At 73.1% G+C, this 19,050-nt stretch carries 17 protein-coding genes; 5 read left to right on the top strand and 12 right to left on the bottom strand.

Annotated features, from left to right (window positions below; translation table 11 throughout):
- Nucleotides 1–74 precede the first annotated feature (74 nt).
- Together ACWGPF_RS07175 and ACWGPF_RS07180 are read right to left on the bottom strand one after the other, a co-directional pair.
- Entirely contained in the window at nt 75–2,111 is a 2,037-nt protein-coding gene (locus ACWGPF_RS07175) for a bifunctional aldolase/short-chain dehydrogenase (protein ID WP_452332172.1), read from the bottom strand.
- Nucleotides 2,112–2,194: 83 nt separating this feature from the next.
- Nucleotides 2,195–2,953: a DeoR/GlpR family DNA-binding transcription regulator gene (locus ACWGPF_RS07180; protein WP_345436663.1), complete on the bottom strand. Its 759-nt coding sequence runs from the start codon at nt 2,951–2,953 to the stop codon at nt 2,195–2,197.
- Nucleotides 2,954–3,072: 119 nt separating this feature from the next.
- Here ACWGPF_RS07180 and ACWGPF_RS07185 point away from each other — a divergent pair, with 119 nt between their 5' ends.
- A complete protein-coding gene (locus tag ACWGPF_RS07185; protein ID WP_452332173.1) occupies nt 3,073–4,359 on the top strand; it encodes an MFS transporter in 1,287 nt (428 codons plus the stop codon).
- A 14-nt stretch (nt 4,360–4,373) separates the two neighbouring features.
- Here the strand turns inward: ACWGPF_RS07185 and ACWGPF_RS07190 are convergent, their stop codons facing one another.
- On the bottom strand, nt 4,374–5,129 hold the full coding sequence (locus ACWGPF_RS07190) for a DeoR/GlpR family DNA-binding transcription regulator (protein WP_452332174.1): 756 nt from the start codon (nt 5,127–5,129) through the stop codon (nt 4,374–4,376).
- A gap of 77 nt (nt 5,130–5,206) precedes the next feature.
- On the opposite strand from ACWGPF_RS07190, the gene ACWGPF_RS07195 reads away from it, so the two are divergent.
- Together ACWGPF_RS07195 and ACWGPF_RS07200 are read left to right on the top strand one after the other, a co-directional pair.
- Nucleotides 5,207–6,259 (top strand): NAD(P)-dependent oxidoreductase, encoded by a 1,053-nt coding sequence (locus ACWGPF_RS07195; protein ID WP_452332175.1) that lies wholly within the window; start codon nt 5,207–5,209, stop codon nt 6,257–6,259.
- Nucleotides 6,259–7,668: a xylulokinase gene (locus ACWGPF_RS07200; RefSeq protein WP_452332176.1), complete on the top strand. Its 1,410-nt coding sequence runs from the start codon at nt 6,259–6,261 to the stop codon at nt 7,666–7,668. The genes ACWGPF_RS07195 and ACWGPF_RS07200 overlap by 1 nt, the downstream gene beginning before the upstream one ends.
- A gap of 183 nt (nt 7,669–7,851) precedes the next feature.
- Here ACWGPF_RS07200 and ACWGPF_RS07205 read toward each other — a convergent pair whose 3' ends face one another.
- Together ACWGPF_RS07205 and rhaI are read right to left on the bottom strand one after the other, a co-directional pair.
- Complete coding sequence (locus ACWGPF_RS07205) at nt 7,852–8,700, bottom strand: alpha/beta hydrolase fold domain-containing protein (RefSeq protein WP_452332177.1); 849 nt, start codon at nt 8,698–8,700, stop codon at nt 7,852–7,854.
- Nucleotides 8,697–9,875 carry an L-rhamnose isomerase gene (gene rhaI / locus ACWGPF_RS07210; RefSeq protein ID WP_452332178.1) on the bottom strand — a complete coding sequence of 393 codons (1,179 nt, stop codon included), beginning with the start codon at nt 9,873–9,875 and terminating at the stop codon, nt 8,697–8,699. The genes ACWGPF_RS07205 and rhaI overlap by 4 nt, the downstream gene beginning before the upstream one ends.
- 89 nt (nt 9,876–9,964) lie before the next feature.
- Between rhaI and ACWGPF_RS07215 the strand changes: the two genes are divergently transcribed.
- Nucleotides 9,965–10,939 carry a LacI family DNA-binding transcriptional regulator gene (locus tag ACWGPF_RS07215; protein ID WP_452332179.1) on the top strand — a complete coding sequence of 325 codons (975 nt, stop codon included), beginning with the start codon at nt 9,965–9,967 and terminating at the stop codon, nt 10,937–10,939.
- A 6-nt stretch (nt 10,940–10,945) separates the two neighbouring features.
- Here ACWGPF_RS07215 and ACWGPF_RS07220 read toward each other — a convergent pair whose 3' ends face one another.
- The 7 genes from ACWGPF_RS07220 to ACWGPF_RS07250 are packed head-to-tail and all read right to left on the bottom strand — an operon-like array spanning nt 10,946 to nt 18,084.
- Complete coding sequence (locus ACWGPF_RS07220) at nt 10,946–12,664, bottom strand: hypothetical protein (protein WP_452332180.1); 1,719 nt, start codon at nt 12,662–12,664, stop codon at nt 10,946–10,948.
- Entirely contained in the window at nt 12,661–13,416 is a 756-nt protein-coding gene (locus ACWGPF_RS07225) for an SDR family NAD(P)-dependent oxidoreductase (RefSeq protein WP_452332181.1), read from the bottom strand. Before ACWGPF_RS07225 ends, ACWGPF_RS07220 begins: the two co-directional genes overlap by 4 nt.
- 11 nt (nt 13,417–13,427) lie before the next feature.
- Nucleotides 13,428–14,285 (bottom strand): phosphogluconate dehydrogenase C-terminal domain-containing protein, encoded by an 858-nt coding sequence (locus ACWGPF_RS07230; RefSeq protein ID WP_452332182.1) that lies wholly within the window; start codon nt 14,283–14,285, stop codon nt 13,428–13,430.
- Entirely contained in the window at nt 14,282–15,076 is a 795-nt protein-coding gene (locus tag ACWGPF_RS07235; RefSeq protein ID WP_452332183.1) for a sugar phosphate isomerase/epimerase family protein, read from the bottom strand. Before ACWGPF_RS07235 ends, ACWGPF_RS07230 begins: the two co-directional genes overlap by 4 nt.
- On the bottom strand, nt 15,073–15,837 hold the full coding sequence (locus ACWGPF_RS07240) for a triose-phosphate isomerase family protein (protein WP_452332184.1): 765 nt from the start codon (nt 15,835–15,837) through the stop codon (nt 15,073–15,075). Before ACWGPF_RS07240 ends, ACWGPF_RS07235 begins: the two co-directional genes overlap by 4 nt.
- Nucleotides 15,837–16,307 carry a ribose-5-phosphate isomerase gene (locus ACWGPF_RS07245; RefSeq protein WP_452332185.1) on the bottom strand — a complete coding sequence of 157 codons (471 nt, stop codon included), beginning with the start codon at nt 16,305–16,307 and terminating at the stop codon, nt 15,837–15,839. The genes ACWGPF_RS07240 and ACWGPF_RS07245 overlap by 1 nt, the downstream gene beginning before the upstream one ends.
- Nucleotide 16,308: 1 nt before the next feature.
- Nucleotides 16,309–18,084 (bottom strand): dihydroxyacetone kinase family protein, encoded by a 1,776-nt coding sequence (locus tag ACWGPF_RS07250; RefSeq protein ID WP_452332186.1) that lies wholly within the window; start codon nt 18,082–18,084, stop codon nt 16,309–16,311.
- A 104-nt stretch (nt 18,085–18,188) separates the two neighbouring features.
- On the opposite strand from ACWGPF_RS07250, the gene ACWGPF_RS07255 reads away from it, so the two are divergent.
- Complete coding sequence (locus ACWGPF_RS07255; RefSeq protein ID WP_452332187.1) at nt 18,189–18,923, top strand: FadR/GntR family transcriptional regulator; 735 nt, start codon at nt 18,189–18,191, stop codon at nt 18,921–18,923.
- Nucleotides 18,924–19,050 lie beyond the last annotated feature (127 nt).

Here is a 19,050-nt window from a genome sequence, read left to right on the forward strand (position 1 = left end):
GGGTGGGGATGGCGGGAAGGGGGATGCCCGGACGGGCGCGCGTGCGGAGCGCGCCCATCCGGGCATCAGACGGGTCACCGCAGGAAGGCGGCTGCGACGCCCGAGTCGACGGGGATGTGGAGGCCCGTGGTGCGGCTGAGCTCCGGCCCCGTGAGCACGTACACCGCGTCGGCGACGTTCTCGGGCACGACCTCGCGCTTGAGGATCGTGCGGTTGGCGTAGAACTGGCCGAGGTCCTCTTCCTTGACGCCGTAGGTGGCGGCGCGGTTGGCGCCCCAGCCCGCGGCGAAGATGCCCGAGCCGCGCACGACGCCGTCGGGGTTGATGCCGTTGACCCGCACGCCGTGCTCGCCGAGCTCGACGGCGAGCAGGCGCACCTGGTGCGCCTGGTCGGCCTTCGTGGCGGAGTAGGCGATGTTGTTGGGGCCGGCGAACACGGAGTTCTTCGACGAGATGTAGATGACGTCGCCGCCCATGCCCTGCTCGATGAGCGCCTTCGCGGCGGCCTTCGAGACGAGGAACGAACCCTTCGCCATGACGTCGTGCTGCAGGTCCCAGTCCTTCTCGGTCGTCTCGAGGAGGGGCTTCGAGAGCGACAGGCCCGCGTTGTTGACGACGAGGTCGATGCCGCCGAACGCGAGCAGCGTCGCGTCGATCGCGGCCTGCACGCCGTCGGCGTCGGCGACGTTCGCCGCGACGCCGATCGCCACGTCCGACCCGCCGAGCTCGGCGGCGGCAGCCTGCGCCTTCTCGAGGTCGAGGTCGGCGACGACGACGCATGCGCCCTCGGACGCGAGGCGGGTGGCGATGGCCTTGCCGATGCCCGATGCCGCGCCGGTGACGAACGCGATGCGGCCCTGGTGGGTCTTCGGCTTCGGCATCCGCTGCAGCTTGGCCTCCTCGAGCGCCCAGTACTCGATGCGGAACTTCTCCGCGTCGGAGATGGGCGTGTACGTGGAGAGCGACTCGGCGCCCCGCATGACGTTGATGGCGTTGATGTAGAACTCGCCCGCGACGCGCGCCGTCTGCTTGTTGGCGCCGTAGCTGAACTGGCCGACGCCCGGCACGAGGACGATGAGCGGGTCGGCGCCGCGGATCGCGGGGCTCTCCTCGGTCGCGTGAGCCTCGTAGTAGGCGGTGTAGTCGGCACGGTACTCGGCGTGCAGCTCCTTGAGGCGCGCGATCGACTCCTCGATGCTCGCGGAGGCGGGCAGGTCGAGGATGAGCGGCTTGACCTTGGTGCGCAGGAAGTGGTCGGGGCAGCTCGTGCCCAGTGCCGCGAGGGCCGGGGCCTTCTCGGACGCGAGGAAGTCGGTGACGACGTCGGCGTCGGTGAAGTGGCCGACCATCGGCTTGTCGGTCGAGGCGAGCCCGCGGATGGTCGCGGCGAGGGCGGCGGCCTTGGCACGGCGCTCGGCCTCGGGGAGGGCCTCGTAGCCGGGGCGGACGGCGCCGAACGGGTCGGCCTTGCCGTGCTCGGCGATGTAGGCGGCGGCGGTCTCGATGATCCAGAGCGAGTTGCGCTCCGACTCCTCGCTCGTGTCGCCCCACGCGGTGATGCCGTGGCCGCCGAGGATCGTGCCGACGGCCTGGGGGTTCGCCTCCTTGATCGCGGCGATGTCGAGGCCGAGCTGGAAGCCGGGTCGGCGCCACGGCACCCAGACGACCTTGTCGCCGAAGATCTTCGCCGTGAGCTCCTCGCCGTCGGCGGCGGTCGCGATCGCGATGCCGCTGTCGGGGTGGAGGTGGTCGACGTGCGCGGCGTCGACGAGGCCGTGCATGGCCGTGTCGATCGACGGGGCGGCGCCGCCCTTGCCGTGGAGGGTGTAGTCGAACGCGGCGACCATCTCGTCTTCGCGGTCGATGCCGGGGTAGACGTCGACGAGGGCGCGGAGGCGGTCGACCCGCAGCGCCGCGAGTCCCTCCTCCGTCAGCGTGCCGAGGTCTCCGCCCGAGCCCTTGACCCAGAGGAGCTCGACGGGCTCGCCCGTGACGGGGTCGATGTCGGTGCCCTTGGCCGACGTGTTGCCGCCGGCGTAGTTCGTGTTCTTCGGGTCGGATCCGAGTCGGTTCGACCGTGCGATCAGGTCGGCGACGGTGGGGTTCGTCATGGGGTTCCTTCGAACGGGATGCGCCGGGGCGGCACTGTGAGGTTATGTGAAAGATAACACGTCACAACGCGCTTCGGAAGGGCTCAGACGATCTCCGCAAGGAGTCGGTAGGGATCGAGTCGGGGATCGGACGGTTCCAGCTCGGTGACGATCGTGGAGAACTCGCCGCCGTCGAGCGCTCGCGCGACGGATCGGCGCCCGAGCTTGGAGGAGTCGACGCACAGGATGGTGCGGCTCGCGCCCGCCGCGAGCACGCGCTTCACCTCGGCCTCCTCGACCGAGACTTCCGAGGTGCCGTCGACCGGGTCGACCGCATCGGCCGAGGTGAAGAAGACGTCGAAGTACACCGACCGCAGCGATCGGGCGGCGATCGGGCCGACGAGGCTCCCCGTCGTGGGCTCGGCCTCGCCGCCGGAGAGCACGGCCGTGACGCCCTCGAGGCGGTTCGCGACCTGGAACGTCTCGAAGGCGTTCGTGTAGACCGTCAGCCGGTCGCGCGATCCGAGCGCCGCCGCGAGCGCATGCGCGGTCGTGGAGGCGTCGAGGGCGACGACGCCGCGGCGCGGCACGAGGGCGAGGGCCTTGGCAGCGACGGCGCGCTTCGCCGTCGCGCGCACGGCGGAGCGGGCGTCGAATGCGCGCGCCGTCTCGGCGGCGACGGCACCTCCGCGCACGCGGCGCACGCGCCCCTCGGCCTCCAGCTCGAGCAGGTCGCGCCGGATGGTCATGCCCGACACGGCGAACAGGTCGGCTGCGACGTCGATGAGCACGCCGTCGGGCTCGTGGGCGAGTGCGACGAGCCGGTCGCGACGGCGCTCCGCGTCGAGGTTCGAGATGGCCATGGGGGAATCCTAGGAGTCGGGTGGCGCGAGACCACGCGATCTAAAAGTGACAAAACGTGACATCGATGACATGATGTGACGCGGACCGCCGATGCGGCCGGTCGAACGAAGGAGTGCACATGTCGTCAATCACGGCGCCTGCGGAGAAGGGCTTCCTGGGTCTGTCACCCGCCCTGATCTGGGGATACGTCGCCATCGCCCTCTTCATGACAGGAGACGGGCTGGAGCAGGCGTTCCTCTCGGACTACCTCGTCACGGACCTGGGGTACACAACGGCGCAGTCCGGCACCCTGTTCACGGTCTACGGGCTCGTCGTCGCCGTCGCGGCCTTCGCCTCAGGGGTGCTCGCCGAGTACTACGGGCCGAGGCGCGTCATGGTCGTGGCGACCTTCGGGTGGATCGCCTTCCACGCCGGCTTCCTCTTGTTCGGGATCATGGCCGACAACTACGCGATGATGCTCGTCATGTACGCGATCCGTGCGATCGCCTACCCGCTGTTCGTCTACGGCTTCGTCGTATGGATCTCGTATGCGGCTCCGCAGAGCCGACTCTCCAGCGCCATGGGCTGGTTCTGGGCGTCGTACTCGATCGGCGTCGGCGTCTTCGGATCGTACCTTCCGAGCCTCGCCATCCCGTTCGTGGGGGAGGTCGCCACGATGTGGGCGGCGATCGCCTTCATCGCGGCGGGCGGCCTGCTCGCCGGCTTCCTCGTCACGGGGCGCGGCCCCAGGACCGACGGCCCGCGGTCGCTCGCGGGCCTCGGGCGGACGCTCGCGCACACCGTGGCACTGCCGTTCCGCAATCCGCAGCTCGGCCTCGGCATGGTGCAGCGCATCATCAACCAGATCGCGCTCTACGGATTCGTCGTCATGCTGCCGATCGTGTTCGTCCGCGACATCGGCTTCGAGCAGTCGCAGTGGCTGCAGCTCTGGGGGCTCGTCTACCTCGTGACCGTCGGCACGAACCTCATGTGGGGGATCCTCGGCGACCGCATCGGCTGGATCCGCACGGTGCGCTGGTTCGGCAGCATCGGGATGTTCCTCGCCACACTGCTCCTCTACTTCCTGCCCGCGACGTTCGGTCCGGTGCCCTGGATCGCGGGGGCCGGCGTCGTCCTGTTCGGCATCGCCATCGCGGCATATGTGCCCCTCTCTGCGCTCATGCCGGCGCTCGAGCCCGAGCATCGCGGCGGCGCGGTCGCCCTCCTGAACCTCGCAGCGGGAGCCTCGCAGTTCGTGGGCTCGCTCCTCGTGACGCTGCTGTGGGGCGTTCTCGGGACGGAAGGGACCGTCGTCGTGCTCGCGTGCACCTACCTCGTCGGATTCGCGCTCACCTTCCTCATGAAGGTCGACCAGTCGGCGCTGGCCCGCCACGAGGCGGAGCAGGCCGCGTCGGCGGCGCGGTGACGCGCGCCGTCCGCTCAGAGCAGCCGCGGCCGGCCCGCCCCGGCGAGGGCGGCGAGACGGGCGTCGTCGGCATCGAGATCGGTGCAGACGACGTCCGCCTCGTCGATGCGCACCGAGACGGCCACCGAGCGCTCGCCGAGTTTCGACCGGTCGACGCCGACGACGACCGAGTCCGCCGCCTGCAGGAACGTGCGCTTGATCTGGGCTTCATCGAGGGTGTCCTCGTACCCGCCGGCGCGCTCGTCGAAGGCGGCCACCGACAAGAAGAACGCCCGGTACGCGAACGAGGAGGCCGCCTGCTGCGCGATGGGGCCGCTGAACGAGTCGATGCGCGGATCGAGGCGCCCTCCGGTGAGGAGGGGCGTGATCCCCGGCTTGCCTTCGAGGGCCCGCAGGGTGTCGAGCCCATTCGTGACGACCGTGAGGTCGTCTGCGCCGAGCATGAGCGTCGCCAGTCGCGACATCGTCGACGACGAGTCGAACGCGACCACGCCTCGCGGCGGAACGAGATCGAGGAGCTTGCGTGCGATCGCGGTCTTCTCAGCGAAGCGGGTACGGGCCCGGCCTCGGAAGCTCACCGGCTCGGTCGTCCGCGCGCCGCCGCGGACGCGCCGGGCGAGGCCGCGCTCCTCGAGCACGCGCAGGTCGCGGCGAATGGTCTGCTCGCTCACGTCGAGTGCCGCCGCGGCCGTCGCGAGGGACACGAATCCGGATGCGCTGAGCTCCGCACGGAGCCAGCTCTCGCGTTCGTTCGTCGCGACGCTCTCCATCCCCCCATCGTACGGTCGCGGCGCCATGCGTCGCGTCCCGCCGTCCGCCGTCCGTCCCTCGATAGTCAGGAGATCCCATGACCACCGTGCTCGCCGCAGGCGACCGCTTCATCCGCCCCGACCTGTTCCACGCCCGCGTGCGGGCGGAAGCCGGCGATCTCGTCGCCGCGGTCCAGGAGATCGAGCTGCCCTGGCCCGACGTGCCGTTCGGCCGGATCGGCGACGTCGACGAGGCCTCGGGTGACGAGGAGACGCTCATCGCCGCGCTGGACGGATGCCAGGCGATCGTGACGCAGCTCGCGCCGATCACGGATCGCGTCCTCGCGGCGAGCCCGGAGCTGCGCTTCGTCGGCGTCTCGCGCGGAGGGCCCGCGAACATCGATCTCGCGGCCGCGGAGCGGCACGGCGTGCTCGTGTGCAACGTGCCGGGACGCAACGGGGTGGCGACGGCCGAGATGAGCCTCGGCCTGCTGCTCGCCATGCTGCGGCGGATCCCCCTCACGCAGCGCACGCTCGAGGACGGACGCTGGGAGGGCGGGTTCTACCGCCACGACCGCGTCGGCACCGAGGTCGCGGGCTCGACGGTCGGCATCCTCGGCGCCGGAGCGGTCGGGGCGCGCGTCGCGACCGCCGTCACCGCGATGGGAGGGCGCGTGCTCGTCTACGACCCCTACCTCCCTGCGGGCGTCCTCGCGGACGTCGAGCGCGTCGACGACGTCGACGAGCTCTTCCGGCGCTCGGACATCCTCACCGTGCACGCGCGTCTCAACGCGGACACGGCCGGTGTCGTCTCCGCCGAGCGCATCGCGCTCATGCCGCGCGGCGCGCACCTCGTCAACGCCGCGCGCGGCGGTCTCGTGGACTACGTGGCCGTGGCCGCGGCGCTCGAGAGCGGCCAGCTCGCCGGCGCGGCGTTCGACGTGTTCCCGACGGAGCCGGTCGACTTCGGCCATCCGATCTTCGCGGCCGCGGCAGCGGGGCACAATGTCGTCATGACGCCGCACATCGCGGGAGCGAGCACGCAGACGGCCGAGCGGGCGGCCCAGGGCGTCGCGGAGGAGCTGGGACGCTTCCTGCGCGGCGAGCCCGTGCACCACGCGCTCACCGCGGTCGGGGCGACGAGCCTCTGATGCGGCTGCTCCTCGGGATCGATGTCGGGACGACGTCGGTCAAGGTCGTCGCCACCGACGCCGCAGGACGCCTCGTCCGGGAAGGGGCGCTCCGGTACCCCACGACCACGGATGCGGAAGGCGGCGCCGAGCAGGACGCGGGGGCGTGGTGGCGCGCGCTGCGGGAGATCGCCCCGCGCGTCGTCGGCGGCGACGAGGTGAGCGCCGTCGCCGTGACCTCGCAGGCGCCGACCCTGGTGCCTGTCGCGGCGGACGGCGTCGACGTGGGTCCTGCGCTCACCTGGCTCGACAGGCGCGCGCAGTCCGATGCCGCGACGGTCGCGGCGCTCGCCGCGGGGCGCAATGGCCCCGACGCGTTCTTCGGCACCGCCAAGCTGCCGTGGCTGCGCCGCGAGCGCCCGGGCGTCGCGCACGCGGCGCACCGCGTCGTGTCGGCGAACGGGTACGTCGTCGCGCGGTTGAGCGGTGCGATCGTGCTCGACGACAGCTCGGCGTCGCTCATGCAGGGCTTCGACGAGGTCTCGTCCTCGTTCCCCGCGCGGCTCGCCGAGGCCGCCGGCGGCCTCCTCCCGGAGATCGTGCCGTCGACCGCCGTGGTGGGGACGGTCAGCGCCGGGGCCGCGGCGGCGACGGGGATCACGGAGGGAGCGGCCGTCGTCGCCGGCGCGATCGACGCCGTCGGGTCGGCGCTCGAAGCCGGCGTGCTCGCGCCCGGCGGGCCGCTCATCGAGATGACGGGCTTCTCGAGCGTGTCGATGCTCGCGGTGCCGACGGGGACGACGGTGCCCGGATTCATCCACGCCCGGCACTGCGTGCCCGGCACGGATCTCCTCATCGCCGCACAGGTCACGGCGGGGGCGACGGTCGACTGGGTGAACGCGCTCGACCAGGCGTCCGACCTGCGCGACGATCCGCGGCTCGCCGAGCGGGCACGGCCATCCCGCCTCACCTTCGCGACGGCGCTGGCCGGCGAGCGCACCCCGACGTGGAACCCCCGCGCGCGTGGCGTCGTCGACGGCGTCGACCTCGCGACCGACGGCGTCGAGCTCATGCTCGCCGCGCTGGAGGGGAACGCTCTCGCGCTCGCGGGCGACGTGGATGCGTTCGGCGCGCACGGGTATCCCGTGACAGAGGTGCTCGCGACGGGCGGGGGTGCGCGATCCGACCTGTGGCTGCAGATCAAGGCCGACGCGCTCGGCGTGCCCGTGCATCGCGCGGAGCGCGGACACGGCGCGGCGCAGGGGGCTTCCTACCTCGCTGGTGCCGGCGCAGGGGAGTACCGGCTCGGCGACGTCGTGTCGGGCGCCGGCATCGAGCGGACGTTCGTCCCCGACGCCGCGCGTCACGCCGCGTACCGGGAGAAGCTCGCGTGGGCGGCTCGCGTCGCGGAGCTCAACGCCGTGCGCTGAGGCTGACGACGCGGCGGATGGCCGTGCCGTGATTCGGATGGCTGTGGCCGGTGTGCGCGTGTCGGCCGCAGGGGGCGTCATCCCTCCCGCCGGTCCGAATCGCGGTACGGGTGCCGGCCCAGCCGGACGCGTCGCGAACGGCGGGAGGGCACGGCGTGTGCCGTGTCCTCCCGCCGTGCGGCGTCAGAGCCGGGCGATGCGCGCCGCGAACGTGTCGAGCGTCGCGTCGGCGCCGGGCTCCTCCGGGCGGTTGAGGTGCCCGTGCGTCGTCCCGGGCTCGAGCGAGGCCTCGACGTCGACGCCCGCGCTGCGGAGCGTCCGGGCGAACGCCTCGCCCGAGACGCGCAGCTCGTCGACCTCGCTGTTCACCATGACGACGGGCGGGAACCCCCGCAGCTCGTCGGTGGTCGCGAGACCGGGCACAGCCGCGGTCGAGGCGGCGTCCACCGGTCCGCCGAGGTAGTTCTCGTACATCCACGAGACGACGGCCGGCGAGAACTGGTCGCGCAGCCCCGCGTCGTCGAGCAGCGCCGCGAGCTCCGCCGGCGTCTCGGGCTGCACCGCATGCAGCGTCGGGTACGCCAGGACGAGGAGCGCGGGGAGCGACCCGCCCTCCTGCACCCCGCGGACGAGGACGCCCGTCGCGAGGTTCGCGCCCGCGCTCGCCCCGCCGAGCGCCACCTTCGCCGGATCCGCGCCGAGCGACGGCGCGTGCTGCTGCGTCCACGCGAGCGCGAACGCCAGCTCCTCGGATGCGACGGGGAACCGCACGCCCTCACGCGGCTCGTCGACGGGCCAGCGGGGGCCGTCCTCCGCCGGAGCGAGCGCGTAGTCCACCGACACGACGGGGATGCCCCGCTCGGCGAGACCGCGCGCGACGGCGTCGGCCTCCGGCATGTCGAGGTCGCCGAACGCGAACGCGCCGCCGTGCGCCCACACGAGGGCCGCGCCGGAGGGAGCCGTCGCGGGGTAGACGCGGACGCGCAACGGGCCGTGCGGCCCGTCGAGCGTCCGGTCGCCCGCCTCGATCACGCGCCCCAGCCGGCCTGCACGCCTCCGACGCGAGCCGCCTCGATCTCCTCCTGGTAGCCGGAGGCGAGGTAGGCCGCCATCGGGTCGGCGGGGAGGCCGCGGGCCTCGCGCCACTGCGCGAGCGCGGGGCGCACGTCAGTGTAGAACGCGTCCATGAACACGGCGTTCGCCGCGAGCACGTCGCCGGACACCTGCGCCGCGCGCAGGGCCTCCTGGTCGACGAGCAGGGCGCGCGCCGTCATCTCCTGCACGTTGAGCACCGAGCGGATCTGCCCGAGCACCTTGTTCTCGACGTTGTGGCACTGGTCGAGCATGAACGCCACGTCGGGGTTCGCGTAGCCGCCGCCGCGGATGACCTCGAAGAGGATGCGGAACAGCTGGAACGGGTCGGCCGCGCCGACGATGAGGTCGTCGTCGGCGTAGAAGCGCGAGTTGAAGTCGAACGAGCCGAGCTTCCCGAGACGCAGCAGCTGCATGACGATGAACTCGATGTTCGTGCCGGGTGCGTGGTGCCCCGTGTCGAGGCAGACCATGGCGCGCTCGCCGAGGGTCGCGACCTGGGCGTACGACGTGCCCCAGTCGGGGACGTCGGTGTGGTAGAACGCCGGCTCGAAGAACTTGTACTCGAGCACGAGGCGCTGGTCGCCCGTGAGGCGCTCGTAGATCTTCTGCAGCGAGTCGTTGAGGCGGTCCTGACGGCCGCGCATGTCGGCCTGGCCGGGGTAGTTCGACCCCTCGGCGAGCCAGATCTTGAGGTCGCGCGATCCCGTCGCGTGCATGACGTCGATGCAGGCGAAGTGGTGGTCGATCGCCTTCTGGCGGATGGCCGCATCCTCGTGCGTCAGGGCGCCGAACTTGTAGTCGTCGTCCTGGAACGTGTTCGAGTTGATGGTGCCGAGCTCGACGCCGTTGTCCTCCGCGTGCTTGCGGAGGTCGTCGAAGCTGTCGACGAGATCCCACGGGATGTGCAGCGCGACCGAGGGGGCGAGCGCCGTCAGCTTGTTGACCTGCGCGGCGTCGGAGATCTTCTCGAAGGGGTCGCGCGGAGTCCCGGGCGTGGCGAACACCTTGAAGCGGGTGCCGGAGTTTCCGAACGCCCACGAGGGGAGCTCGATCGCCTGCTGCTCGAGCCGGCCGAGGATCTCGTCGCTCAGGACGGGGGTGGGAGTCGTCATCGACGGGTGCCTTTCGCTTTGAAACGATTTAATGAATCGTTGTCCCCATGCTAGGTACGATGGGGCGCGAGGTCAACCGGGGAGGTGCGATGGCCGTCAGCGTCAAGGACGTCGCGCGGGTCGCCGGCGTCTCGGCCGGCACCGTCTCCAACGCCCTCAACCATCCGGAGCGCGTCGCGGAGGAGACCGTCGAGCGCGTGCGCGCCGCCATCCGCGAGCTCGGCTACGTGCGCAACGACGCGGCGCGCCAGCTCCGCGCGGGGCGCAGCCGTTCGGTCGGGCTCATCGTCCTCGACATGCGCAACCCCTTCTACGCCGACGTCGCGCGCGGCGCCGATGCGCGGGCCGAGCGCGACGGCCTCTCGGTGCTCGTCTCCGACAGCGCGCGCGATCACGGTCGCGAGCGGCGGCTCGTCGACCTCTTCGCCGAGCAGCGCGCGAGCGGCGTCATCGCCACGCCCCTCACCGACGACCTCGCCCCCTTCGAGGCGCTCGCGCGCCACGGCGTCCCCGTCGTGCTCGTCGACCACGAGGGGGACGCGGACGGTCTGTCGACCGTATCGGTCGACGACAGGAAGGGCGGCCGTCTCGCCGTCGAGCGGCTTCTCGCCCGCGGATGCCGGCGGATCGCCTTCGTGGGCGGCCCCCGCGACCTGCGCCAGGTGCGCGACCGCTTCGAGGGCGCCCGCCGCGCCGTCGCGGAGGCGACGGGTGCGGCCCTCGAGCGCATCGACATCGACGACCTCACGGTGGACCACGGACGGGCGGCCGGCGAGCGGCTGCTTCGGCGCTCCGAGCGCCCAGACGGCCTCTTCGCGGCCAACGACCTCGTCGCCGTGGGGCTGCTGCAGGCGCTCACGATGACGGGCGATGTGCGCGTACCCGACGACATCGCCCTCGTCGGGTACGACGACATCGACTTCGCCGCCTCGACCGTCGTGCCGCTGACCTCGGTGCGCCAGCCGGCCGAGATGCTGGGGGCGACGGCCATCGAGCTGCTCGGTCGCGCACCGGGCGAGCACGTGCGATTCGAGCCCGAGGTGATCGGCCGCGCGACGGCTTAGGCGGCGTCAGCGCAGCCGCGCCCAGCCGAACGCCGGCAGCGACGCCGAGAGTCGTCCGCTCGGCGTCACCACCTCGACATCGCGCGCACGGTCGTCGAGGTTCGCGGCGAGCACGGCGGGTCCGCCGCCGACCGCCCACACGAGGCCGTCCGCACTCGTCCCGGAGGCGAGGACCGACCCCGCGAGAGCGGCGACCGCGTCGAAGGCCGCGAGCGCGGGCAAGGGGGCCCCGTCCGCAGTGCGGAGCCCGCGCGGCCCCCACTCCTCGAAGAAGCAGATCGAGGAGACCCCCGGCACGGCGAACGCGGCGGTGCTCGCGACGAGCCACGCCGCGAGCTCCGGCGCCGACTGCCGCGCGTCGTCGGCGCCCGTGAACGCCGCTCCGTACCCCTCCCGCAGATCGCCTCGCGACGGCGCCGGCTGCGGAGCCGTCGCGACGTCGTTGAACCGGGGCCGGAGCGTCACGGGCCCGACGTGCACGGGGAGGCCGTCCGCGATGCGCACCGCCTGCTCCGCCGTCAGCCGCTGCATCGCGACGGACTCGACGAGCTGCTCCGTGCCGACGGCGTGGAAGAGCGGCGTCGACGCGAACGCGACCCCGTCTGCCGCTCGAGGCAGCTCCGCCTGCTCGCGGTTCAGCTGCGTGAAGTGCGAACGGGCCCCCGCGAGCACCTCGGCGGTCGAGCCCGTGCGCATGAGCGCCGCGCGCAGCGCGTCGACGTGCGCGGGGCGGCTCGTGTGCACGGCGCGCGAGAACGCCGCGATCCGCCTCACGTCGCACCCGGCGAGGGCGGCGACGGCCGCGTCGAGCGCGGCCGCGGAGGACGCCGTCAGCGCGTCCGCGTCGTCCTGCGGCAGCACGATCCGCACGTCGAGCGGCCGTCCCGTCTCGCGTGCGAGTGCCGCTCGCCACGACGGGACGGCGAGGTCGAGTTCGACGAGCACGGTGCGATCACGGGGGATGGCGGGCGCCGGGTCCGGTGCCGTCGACGCCCCCGCGAGGATCTCCGGGAAGACGCCTGCGCCGACGAGTGTCACGCGGGCTGTCGACCCGGGCGCCGGGGTCGGCGAGCCCGACACCGTGATGACGATCGACTGCGCGAGCTCCTCGCCCGCCGCGATGCGATACGGGAACGGCAGCGCGAGGGGTCGGCTGTACGTCTTGTACGACGCGTCGGTCCAGTTGCGCTGGTCCTCCATCTCGAAGACGTCGCCCGCGAACGCGATGTCGACCCGCATGCCGGCATCGGCCCATCCGAGCGCGGCGATATCGATGACGGGCTGGTGCGGGCTGATGGCGCGGGGGAACGCGGTCGCCTCGCGTCCGCCGTCGGCGTGCACGACATCGAGTGCCGTGCCCGCGAGATGCGGAGGGTGCAGCACCACGAGGCCCGTCCGATTCGTGAGCCATTCCGCTGCCGCGCTGCCGCGCCATCCGATCTCGAGGCGGCGTCCCTCGGCGCGCACCGCCACCGCACCCGACAGGCTCGAACCGCACCCGTCCGTGTGCACGGCGATGTCGAAGCCGTCGCCGTGCGCCGTGACGCCGTCGACGCGCATCTCGGCCGTCGCCCAGTCGCGGTCGCGCGCGACGGCCCGGACGCTGCGGAGCACGACGGCCCCCGCATACCGGATGTCGGCGAGCTCGTCGGCGCGTCGCTCGAGCGACCACGCGCCGTGCTCCCACACGACGCCGTCGCCGGCCCAGGCGTGCGATGCGGTCACAGGCTCGTCATGCCCCCGTCGACCTGGAAGATGGCGCCCGTCGCGAACGAGCCCTCGTCGCTCGCGAGGTACACCATGATCCCCGCGACGTCGTCGGGCGTGCCGGCGCGGCCGAGGGGGATGCGCCCGACGATGGCCGCGCGCGAGACCGGGTCCTCGCTGATCGCCGAGACGAGGGGCGTCTCGGTGTACGCGGGCTGCACGGTGTTGACGCGGATGCCGCGATCGGCATACGCCGCGGCGACCGTGCGGCCGAGACCGTGGATGCCCGCCTTCGTGGCGCTGTAGGCGGTGAAGTCGCGGCCTTCGCCGTTGACGCCCGTGGGACTGCCCGTGAGGATGATCGATCCGCCGCCCGTCCGGAGCATCGAACGCACGGCGTGCTTGACGGTGAGGAACGTGCCGGTCAGGTTGATGTCGACCGTCCTCCGCCAGACGTCGAGGTCGAGGTCTGCGGCGGGCGCGTCCTGTCCGAAGAGCTGCACGCCCGCGTTCGCGACGACGACGTCGGGGGCCCAGCCGTCGGCATCCGCCTCGGCGAAGCCCGCGGCGACGGCGGCTTCGTCGGAGATGTCCATCGTGACGGCGCGCGCGTTCGCGCCGAGGGAGGCCGCCGCGGCGGCCGCGCCCTCGCCGTTCCGGTCCGCGAGGATGACGCGCGCGCCCTCGCCCGCGAACCGGGTCGCCACCGCGAGCCCGATGCCGAGGGCGGCCCCCGTGACGAGCGCCGTCTTCCCTGCCAGTCTGGTCATCCGTCGGCCCCTTACCGTGCGATCTCGTCGAGGTGCAGCATGCGCGCGAGGTTCCTGTCGAGCTCGTCGTCGCGGAAGATCTTCTTCCAGTCCTCCTTGATGATGCTCTCGCGACCGTAGTCCATCGCGATGAGGCAGGCGTCGCTGAACGGGTTGTCGCCGCGCAGGCCGTTCGCGAGCGCGACCTGCGTGTGGCCGTAGAGGATGCTCCGCGCCGCGGCCTCCGGCACGCCCATGGTCTGGACGGCCTCCTGGAGCGCCTCGTTCAGGAGCGCGCCGATCATGCAGGCGACCGTCTCGACGAGGGTGGGCTCGAGCTGGGCGAGCTGCTTGACGGTGACCCAGTGCACGTCGATCACGGGCGCGTAGATGGCGCGGACGGTGGCCTCGACGACGGCCTTCTTGGCGGGGGCGTCCGACTCGATCGCCGCGATGGCGTCCTGCGGGGCGGCGATGCCTCCGAACGTGTCGGCCCACTGCTCCGGCGTCTCGCGCTGCAGGAAGATCGACGGATGGCAGGGGTGCGCGACCGCCTGGACGATGTCGTCGCGCGTCGTGAGGAGGCCGGCATAGGCGGCGGCGGGGTCGAGCGTGAGGACGATCGTCCCGGGCTCCAGCTGCGGCACGAGCTCCGCGGTGACGGGGCCGAGGGCGAGGTCGGGGACGGCGAGCACGACGATCTCGGCGTCGGCGATCGCCGTCTGCGCGTCGGAGAGCTCCCGTCCTGCGGCGCGCACGCGCTCCTGGCCGGCGGGCGAGTTCTCGACGTACCAGACGGTGTGGCCCGTCTTCACGAGGTTGTCGGAGACGCGGGTCCCCATCTTCCCTCCCGCGCCGAACACGGCGATGCGGTAGGCGGTCTCGGTCATGAAGCGCTCCTCAGCGTCTCGATGGCCCGGCGGGTCCATTCCCGCTCGGTCCGGATGGTGGTGGTCGCGTCGCCCTGCCACGGCAGCCAGTGCTCGACGATCTCGTCGATGCCGCGCTCACGCGGGCGCACGGTGCGCAGCAGGTGCGGGTAGTCGTGGAGGCCGGCACCCATGGGGGCGCCGGAGTACGTGAAGCCGACCCAGCCCGGCTGCCGGTCGAAGGCGAAGTCCTTCGCGTGCACGTTCACGACGTGAGGGGCCGTCAGCTCGATCACGTCGACGGGCCGCTCGAGCCGCGCGACGACATTGGCGGGGTCGAGGCAGATCCCGAGCGCGGGGCTCGCGATCCGCTCGACGAGCGCCACGAGATCGGCCGTCGCGATCTGCTCGTAGGTCTCGAGGGCGAGGACGACGCCGGCGGCCTCGTACGCGGGGAGGGTCGTCCGCAGCCAGGTCTCCGCCTCGGCGAGGGAAGGGCGGGACGTGGGGGAGAGGAGCATGCTTCGCACGAGGCGCGCGCCGAAGACCTCGGCGAGGGCGAGCTGGCGCGCGAGCCGCCCCGGCTCGACGCCCTTCGTGCCGAGCTGGATGCCGACGCCCAGGTCGCGCGCCGCGGCGGCGGCATCGTGCACCTCGGCGTCCGTCATCGCCTCGAGCGGTGCGAAGTCGCAGATCTGGAAGAGGTCGACGTCGAGCGCGCGCGTCTCCTCGAGCGCGCCGCGCAGGCTCAGCGGCTCGGGGGAGCGGTCGGAGTGCCGCCAGAAGAAGGCGTACGTGCCGAGGCCGATCACGGGCGGACCGCCGCGAGGGTCGCCGCCTCATGGAGCACGGAGACGAGGGCGTCGGGGTCGTGGGCGAAGCGGCCGAGGAACAGCCCGTCGACGGCGTCGCCGAGTTCGGAGAGGAGACCGGGGCCTGCGGCGCCGCCGTAGACGACGCGCGAGCCGCTCCGGGCGGCATCGGCGCGGAGCGCGGCTCGCAGCGCGCCGGCGACGGCTCGCGCGTGCTCGGCGGGTGCGGGCTCGGCGGCGCCGATGGCCCACACCGGCTCGTACGCGATGAGGACCTCGCCTGCCGGCACGTCGTCGAGTGCCGCGCCGAGCTGGTCGACCGCGATGCGGGCCGCCGCCGCCGGGGCGGCGCGCCGGTCCTCTCCGATGCACAGGAGAGGGGTGAGGCCCGCCTCGCGCGCGCGGCGGGCCTTCGCCGCGACCGCCGCGTCGGTCTCGCCGTGTCGCCTCCGGCGTTCGGCGTGCCCGATCTCGGCGATCGTGGCCCCGACCTCGGCCAGCTCCGCCGCGGCGACCTCGCCCGTGAAAGCCCCGGCCGGATCGGCGGACAGGTCCTGCGCGCCGACGCGCACGCGCGTGCCGGCGAACGCGGCCACGGCTGCCGGGATCTGCAGGAAGGTCGGGGTGACGAACAGCTCGACGGCGCCGCCGGCGACGGCCTCGTCTGCCCGCACGCGTGCCGCGACGGCGTCGAACCAGGCGCGCGCGCGAGCGTGGGAGAAGTACGTCTTGAGGCTCACGCCGATGACGGGTGCGGCCATCAGCAGGTGCCGGTGGACTCGTAGGCGTCGATCACGGCGACCTTCTCGGCCGAGGCGCTCGCCGGATCGAACCGGTAGCCGAGCCACTCGCGGACGAGGCGGCGCGCCAGCTCGATGCCGACGACGCGCTGGCCCATGGTGAGGATCTGCGCGTTGTTGGAGAGGACGCCGCGCTCGACGCTGAAGGAGTCGTGCGCCGTGACCGCGCGGATGCCCGGCACCTTGTTGGCGGCGATGGCGACGCCGAGGCCCGTGCCGCAGATCAGCAGCGCGCGATCCGCGTCTCCCGCGGCGACCTGCTCGGCCGCGGCGATGGCGACGCGCGGATAGGCGGTGTGGCCGTCGGCATCGACGCCGACGTCGACGACCGACGCGACGCCCGGGTGCGCGGCGAGGTCGGACTTGAGGATCTCCTTGTAGGTGTATCCGGCGTCGTCGCAGCCGATGACGATGCGCAGCTGGTCGGTCATCTCAGTTCCCTTCGGGGGCGGCGGCGAGCAGGTCGCCGACGCGGGTGGCGATGAGCGCGAGCGAGATCGCGCCGGGGTCGGGGGTTCCCACGGCGTGCGCGCCGTGGGTGCGGGCGCGCCCGAGGCGGGGCATCAGCTCGGCGGTCTCCGCCGCGGCGCGGGTGGCGTCGTCGGCGGCCCTGCGCCACGCATCGGCGAGCGGAAGGCCGTCGGCGACCGCGGACTGCAGCGCGAGGGAGAACGGGAGGAGCGCGTCGACGAGGGTCTTGTCGCCGCGCTCCGCCTTGCCCTGCATCTGCACGCCGCGCAGTCCGTCGGCGACGCCCTCCGCGACGGCCGCCGCGGACGGGCGGCCCTCGTCGCCCAGCCGGGCCGCGACGGCGTTCAGGATGACGCCCCAGAGCGCCCCCGACGTGCCGCCGGCACGGTCGGCCCAGGCATCGGCCGCGTGCGCGAGCACGGTGCGGGCGCCCGCACCGGCGTCCGCGGCCGCGGTGCCCGCCGCGAGGGCGGCGTGCGAGCCGCGCTGCATGCCGATTCCGTGGTCGCCGTCGCCCGCCACGGCGTCGATGCGGCCGAGCTCGTCGACGTTCTCGTCGATCGCGCGGACGATCTCCTCCAGCGCGCCGCGCACGGTGCGCGCGACATCCTGCGACGCGGCGTCGCCGCGGAGGGGCGGCGCGGACGTGCCCGGACCGGACGGAGCGGGCGTCGCCCGCGCGGCGTCGGGTGCCCCGAGTTCGGGAGCCGCGGGGGCCGTCGTCACGGCCGGGAGGGCTCCGCGGCGGTACGCGGGCGCGTCGACGGGGGCGCCCCAGAGCCGTTCGAGCTCGTCGTCGAGCCAGAACAGCGTGAGCGAGCCCCCTGCCATGTCGAACGACGTGCAGTACTCGCCCACGTGGGGGTCGACGATCACGATCCCCGCGGCCTCGAGCAGCTGCGCGATGCGGCGGTAGACGACGAAGAGCTCCTCGTGCGTGAGCGAGCCGAGGCCGTTCAGGATGGGCACGACGCGCGCTCCGGCGGCCGTCACGCCCTCCGGGAGCTCGGCCAGCAGCTTCTCGACGAGCAGCGCCGCGAGCTCGTCGGCCGTCGGGATGGCGGTCTCGTCGATGCCCGGCTCTCCGTGGATGCCGAGCCCCACGGCCATCCGGCCCGCGGGCACCGAGAACAGCGGCGAGGGAGCACCAGGGAGGGCGCATCCGGTGAACGCGACGCCGATCGACCGGGTGCGGTCGTTCGCGCGCGCCGCGACGGCGGCGACGGAGGCGAGATCGTATCCCGCTTCGGCCGCGGCGGCGGCCGTGCGGAACACCGTCAGATCGCCTGCGATGCCCCGCCGTCTGCGCCTCTCGCCGGGCGGCGCGCTGAAGATGTCGTCGGTCACCGCGACGGTCGCCGTGTCGATGCCGTCGCCGCGCAGGCGCTCCTGCGCGGCGTCGAAGTTCAGCACGTCGCCGGCGTAGTTGCCGTAGGTGAAGAACACGCCGGCGCCGCGGTCGGCGGCGCGGGCCACGGCGTGGATCTGCTGCGCCGACGGCGAGGCGAAGAGGTTGCCGAGGGCGGCGCCGTGCGCGAGACCCCGCCCGACGAGGCCGGCGAACGCGGGGTAGTGGCCTGAGCCGCCGCCGATGACGACCGCGACCTGGCCGTCCGGTGCATCCGTGGCGCGGACGATGCCTCCCGGCACGCGCCGCACATGCGTGCCGTTGGCGGCGACGAAGCCGTCGATCATCTCATCCGCGAAGTCAGCGGGATCGTTCCACAAGCGCGTCATCGCGTCGGGTCTCCTCGAGGTGGGGTCGATGTCGTGTCCATTGTGACGAACCGGTTGACCAATTGCAAGTGCGGGAACGCGGTTCCCCCGATAGGTTGGACGTCATGCCCGCCTATCCCGGAGACCGCTCGGACGAGATCGTCGCGGCGCTCGGCGCCCTCCCGTCCGGCACGCCGGTCTCCGAGGTCGCGCGCCGGCTCATGGATCTCTTCACGAGCGGCTCCATCGAGCCGGGGACCCGGCTGCCCCCCGAGCGGCAGCTCGCGGCATCCCTCGGCGTCGGCCGCTCGGCCGTGCGCGAGGCGCTCGCGGCCCTCGAGATCCTCGGGATCGTCGACGTGCGACCCGGCTCCGGCACCTACCTGCGCGGCGAGGCGAGCGAGCTGCTGCCGCAGACGCTGCGCTGGGGGCTGCTCATCGGCGAGCGCAACACGGTGCAGCTGCTCGAGCTCCGCGCGGGCCTCGAGATCTACGTCGCGCGCCTCGCGGCGGGGCGCATGGACGCCGACGGACGACGGCGCCTCGCGGAGTGCACGGCGCGGATGGCCGACGGCCTCGACGACCTGGCGGCCTTCGCCCGCGCGGACCGCGACTTCCACCAGGTGCTCGCCGAGGCGGCCGATAACGCCGTGCTCGTCGACACGCTGCACGTCGTGCGCTCGCTGCTGCAGGTGTACGCCGACCGTGCGGTCCACGACACCGACGCCGCCGAGGTCGCCCTCCGCGAGCACGAGGCCGTGCTCGCGGCGGTGCAGGCAGGCGACGAGGACGCCGCCGCATCGACGATGGCGGTGCACATGGCGACGGCGGGGGAACGCCTCCGCACCGAGGTGTCCTGACGCCCTGACCGGTTCCTGTTCTCGCCCAACGGATATCCGCTTGTCGAGAGCCCATCGGATCGCCCGATGTCGGGAGTGCTCTCGACAAGCGGATGTGCTTTCGCCGGCCGGCGCCGTCCGCCCGACG

The sequence above is a fragment of the Microbacterium sp. NPDC055683 genome, from assembly GCF_053617895.1.

Coding starts and splice junctions, on each gene's coding strand:
- ACWGPF_RS07240 (WP_452332184.1), bottom strand. CDS start 15,837: ATGGCCGCACCCGTCATCGGCGTGAGCCTCAAGACGTACTTCTCCCAC.
- rhaI (WP_452332178.1), bottom strand. CDS start 9,875: ATGACGACTCCCACCCCCGTCCTGAGCGACGAGATCCTCGGCCGGCTC.
- ACWGPF_RS07175 (WP_452332172.1), bottom strand. CDS start 2,111: ATGACGAACCCCACCGTCGCCGACCTGATCGCACGGTCGAACCGACTC.
- ACWGPF_RS07215 (WP_452332179.1), top strand. CDS start 9,965: ATGGCCGTCAGCGTCAAGGACGTCGCGCGGGTCGCCGGCGTCTCGGCC.
- ACWGPF_RS07250 (WP_452332186.1), bottom strand. CDS start 18,084: ATGACGCGCTTGTGGAACGATCCCGCTGACTTCGCGGATGAGATGATC.
- ACWGPF_RS07195 (WP_452332175.1), top strand. CDS start 5,207: ATGACCACCGTGCTCGCCGCAGGCGACCGCTTCATCCGCCCCGACCTG.
- ACWGPF_RS07190 (WP_452332174.1), bottom strand. CDS start 5,129: ATGGAGAGCGTCGCGACGAACGAACGCGAGAGCTGGCTCCGTGCGGAG.
- ACWGPF_RS07185 (WP_452332173.1), top strand. CDS start 3,073: ATGTCGTCAATCACGGCGCCTGCGGAGAAGGGCTTCCTGGGTCTGTCA.
- ACWGPF_RS07245 (WP_452332185.1), bottom strand. CDS start 16,307: ATGACCGACCAGCTGCGCATCGTCATCGGCTGCGACGACGCCGGATAC.
- ACWGPF_RS07225 (WP_452332181.1), bottom strand. CDS start 13,416: ATGACCAGACTGGCAGGGAAGACGGCGCTCGTCACGGGGGCCGCCCTC.
- ACWGPF_RS07200 (WP_452332176.1), top strand. CDS start 6,259: ATGCGGCTGCTCCTCGGGATCGATGTCGGGACGACGTCGGTCAAGGTC.
- ACWGPF_RS07180 (WP_345436663.1), bottom strand. CDS start 2,953: ATGGCCATCTCGAACCTCGACGCGGAGCGCCGTCGCGACCGGCTCGTC.
- ACWGPF_RS07230 (WP_452332182.1), bottom strand. CDS start 14,285: ATGACCGAGACCGCCTACCGCATCGCCGTGTTCGGCGCGGGAGGGAAG.
- ACWGPF_RS07255 (WP_452332187.1), top strand. CDS start 18,189: ATGCCCGCCTATCCCGGAGACCGCTCGGACGAGATCGTCGCGGCGCTC.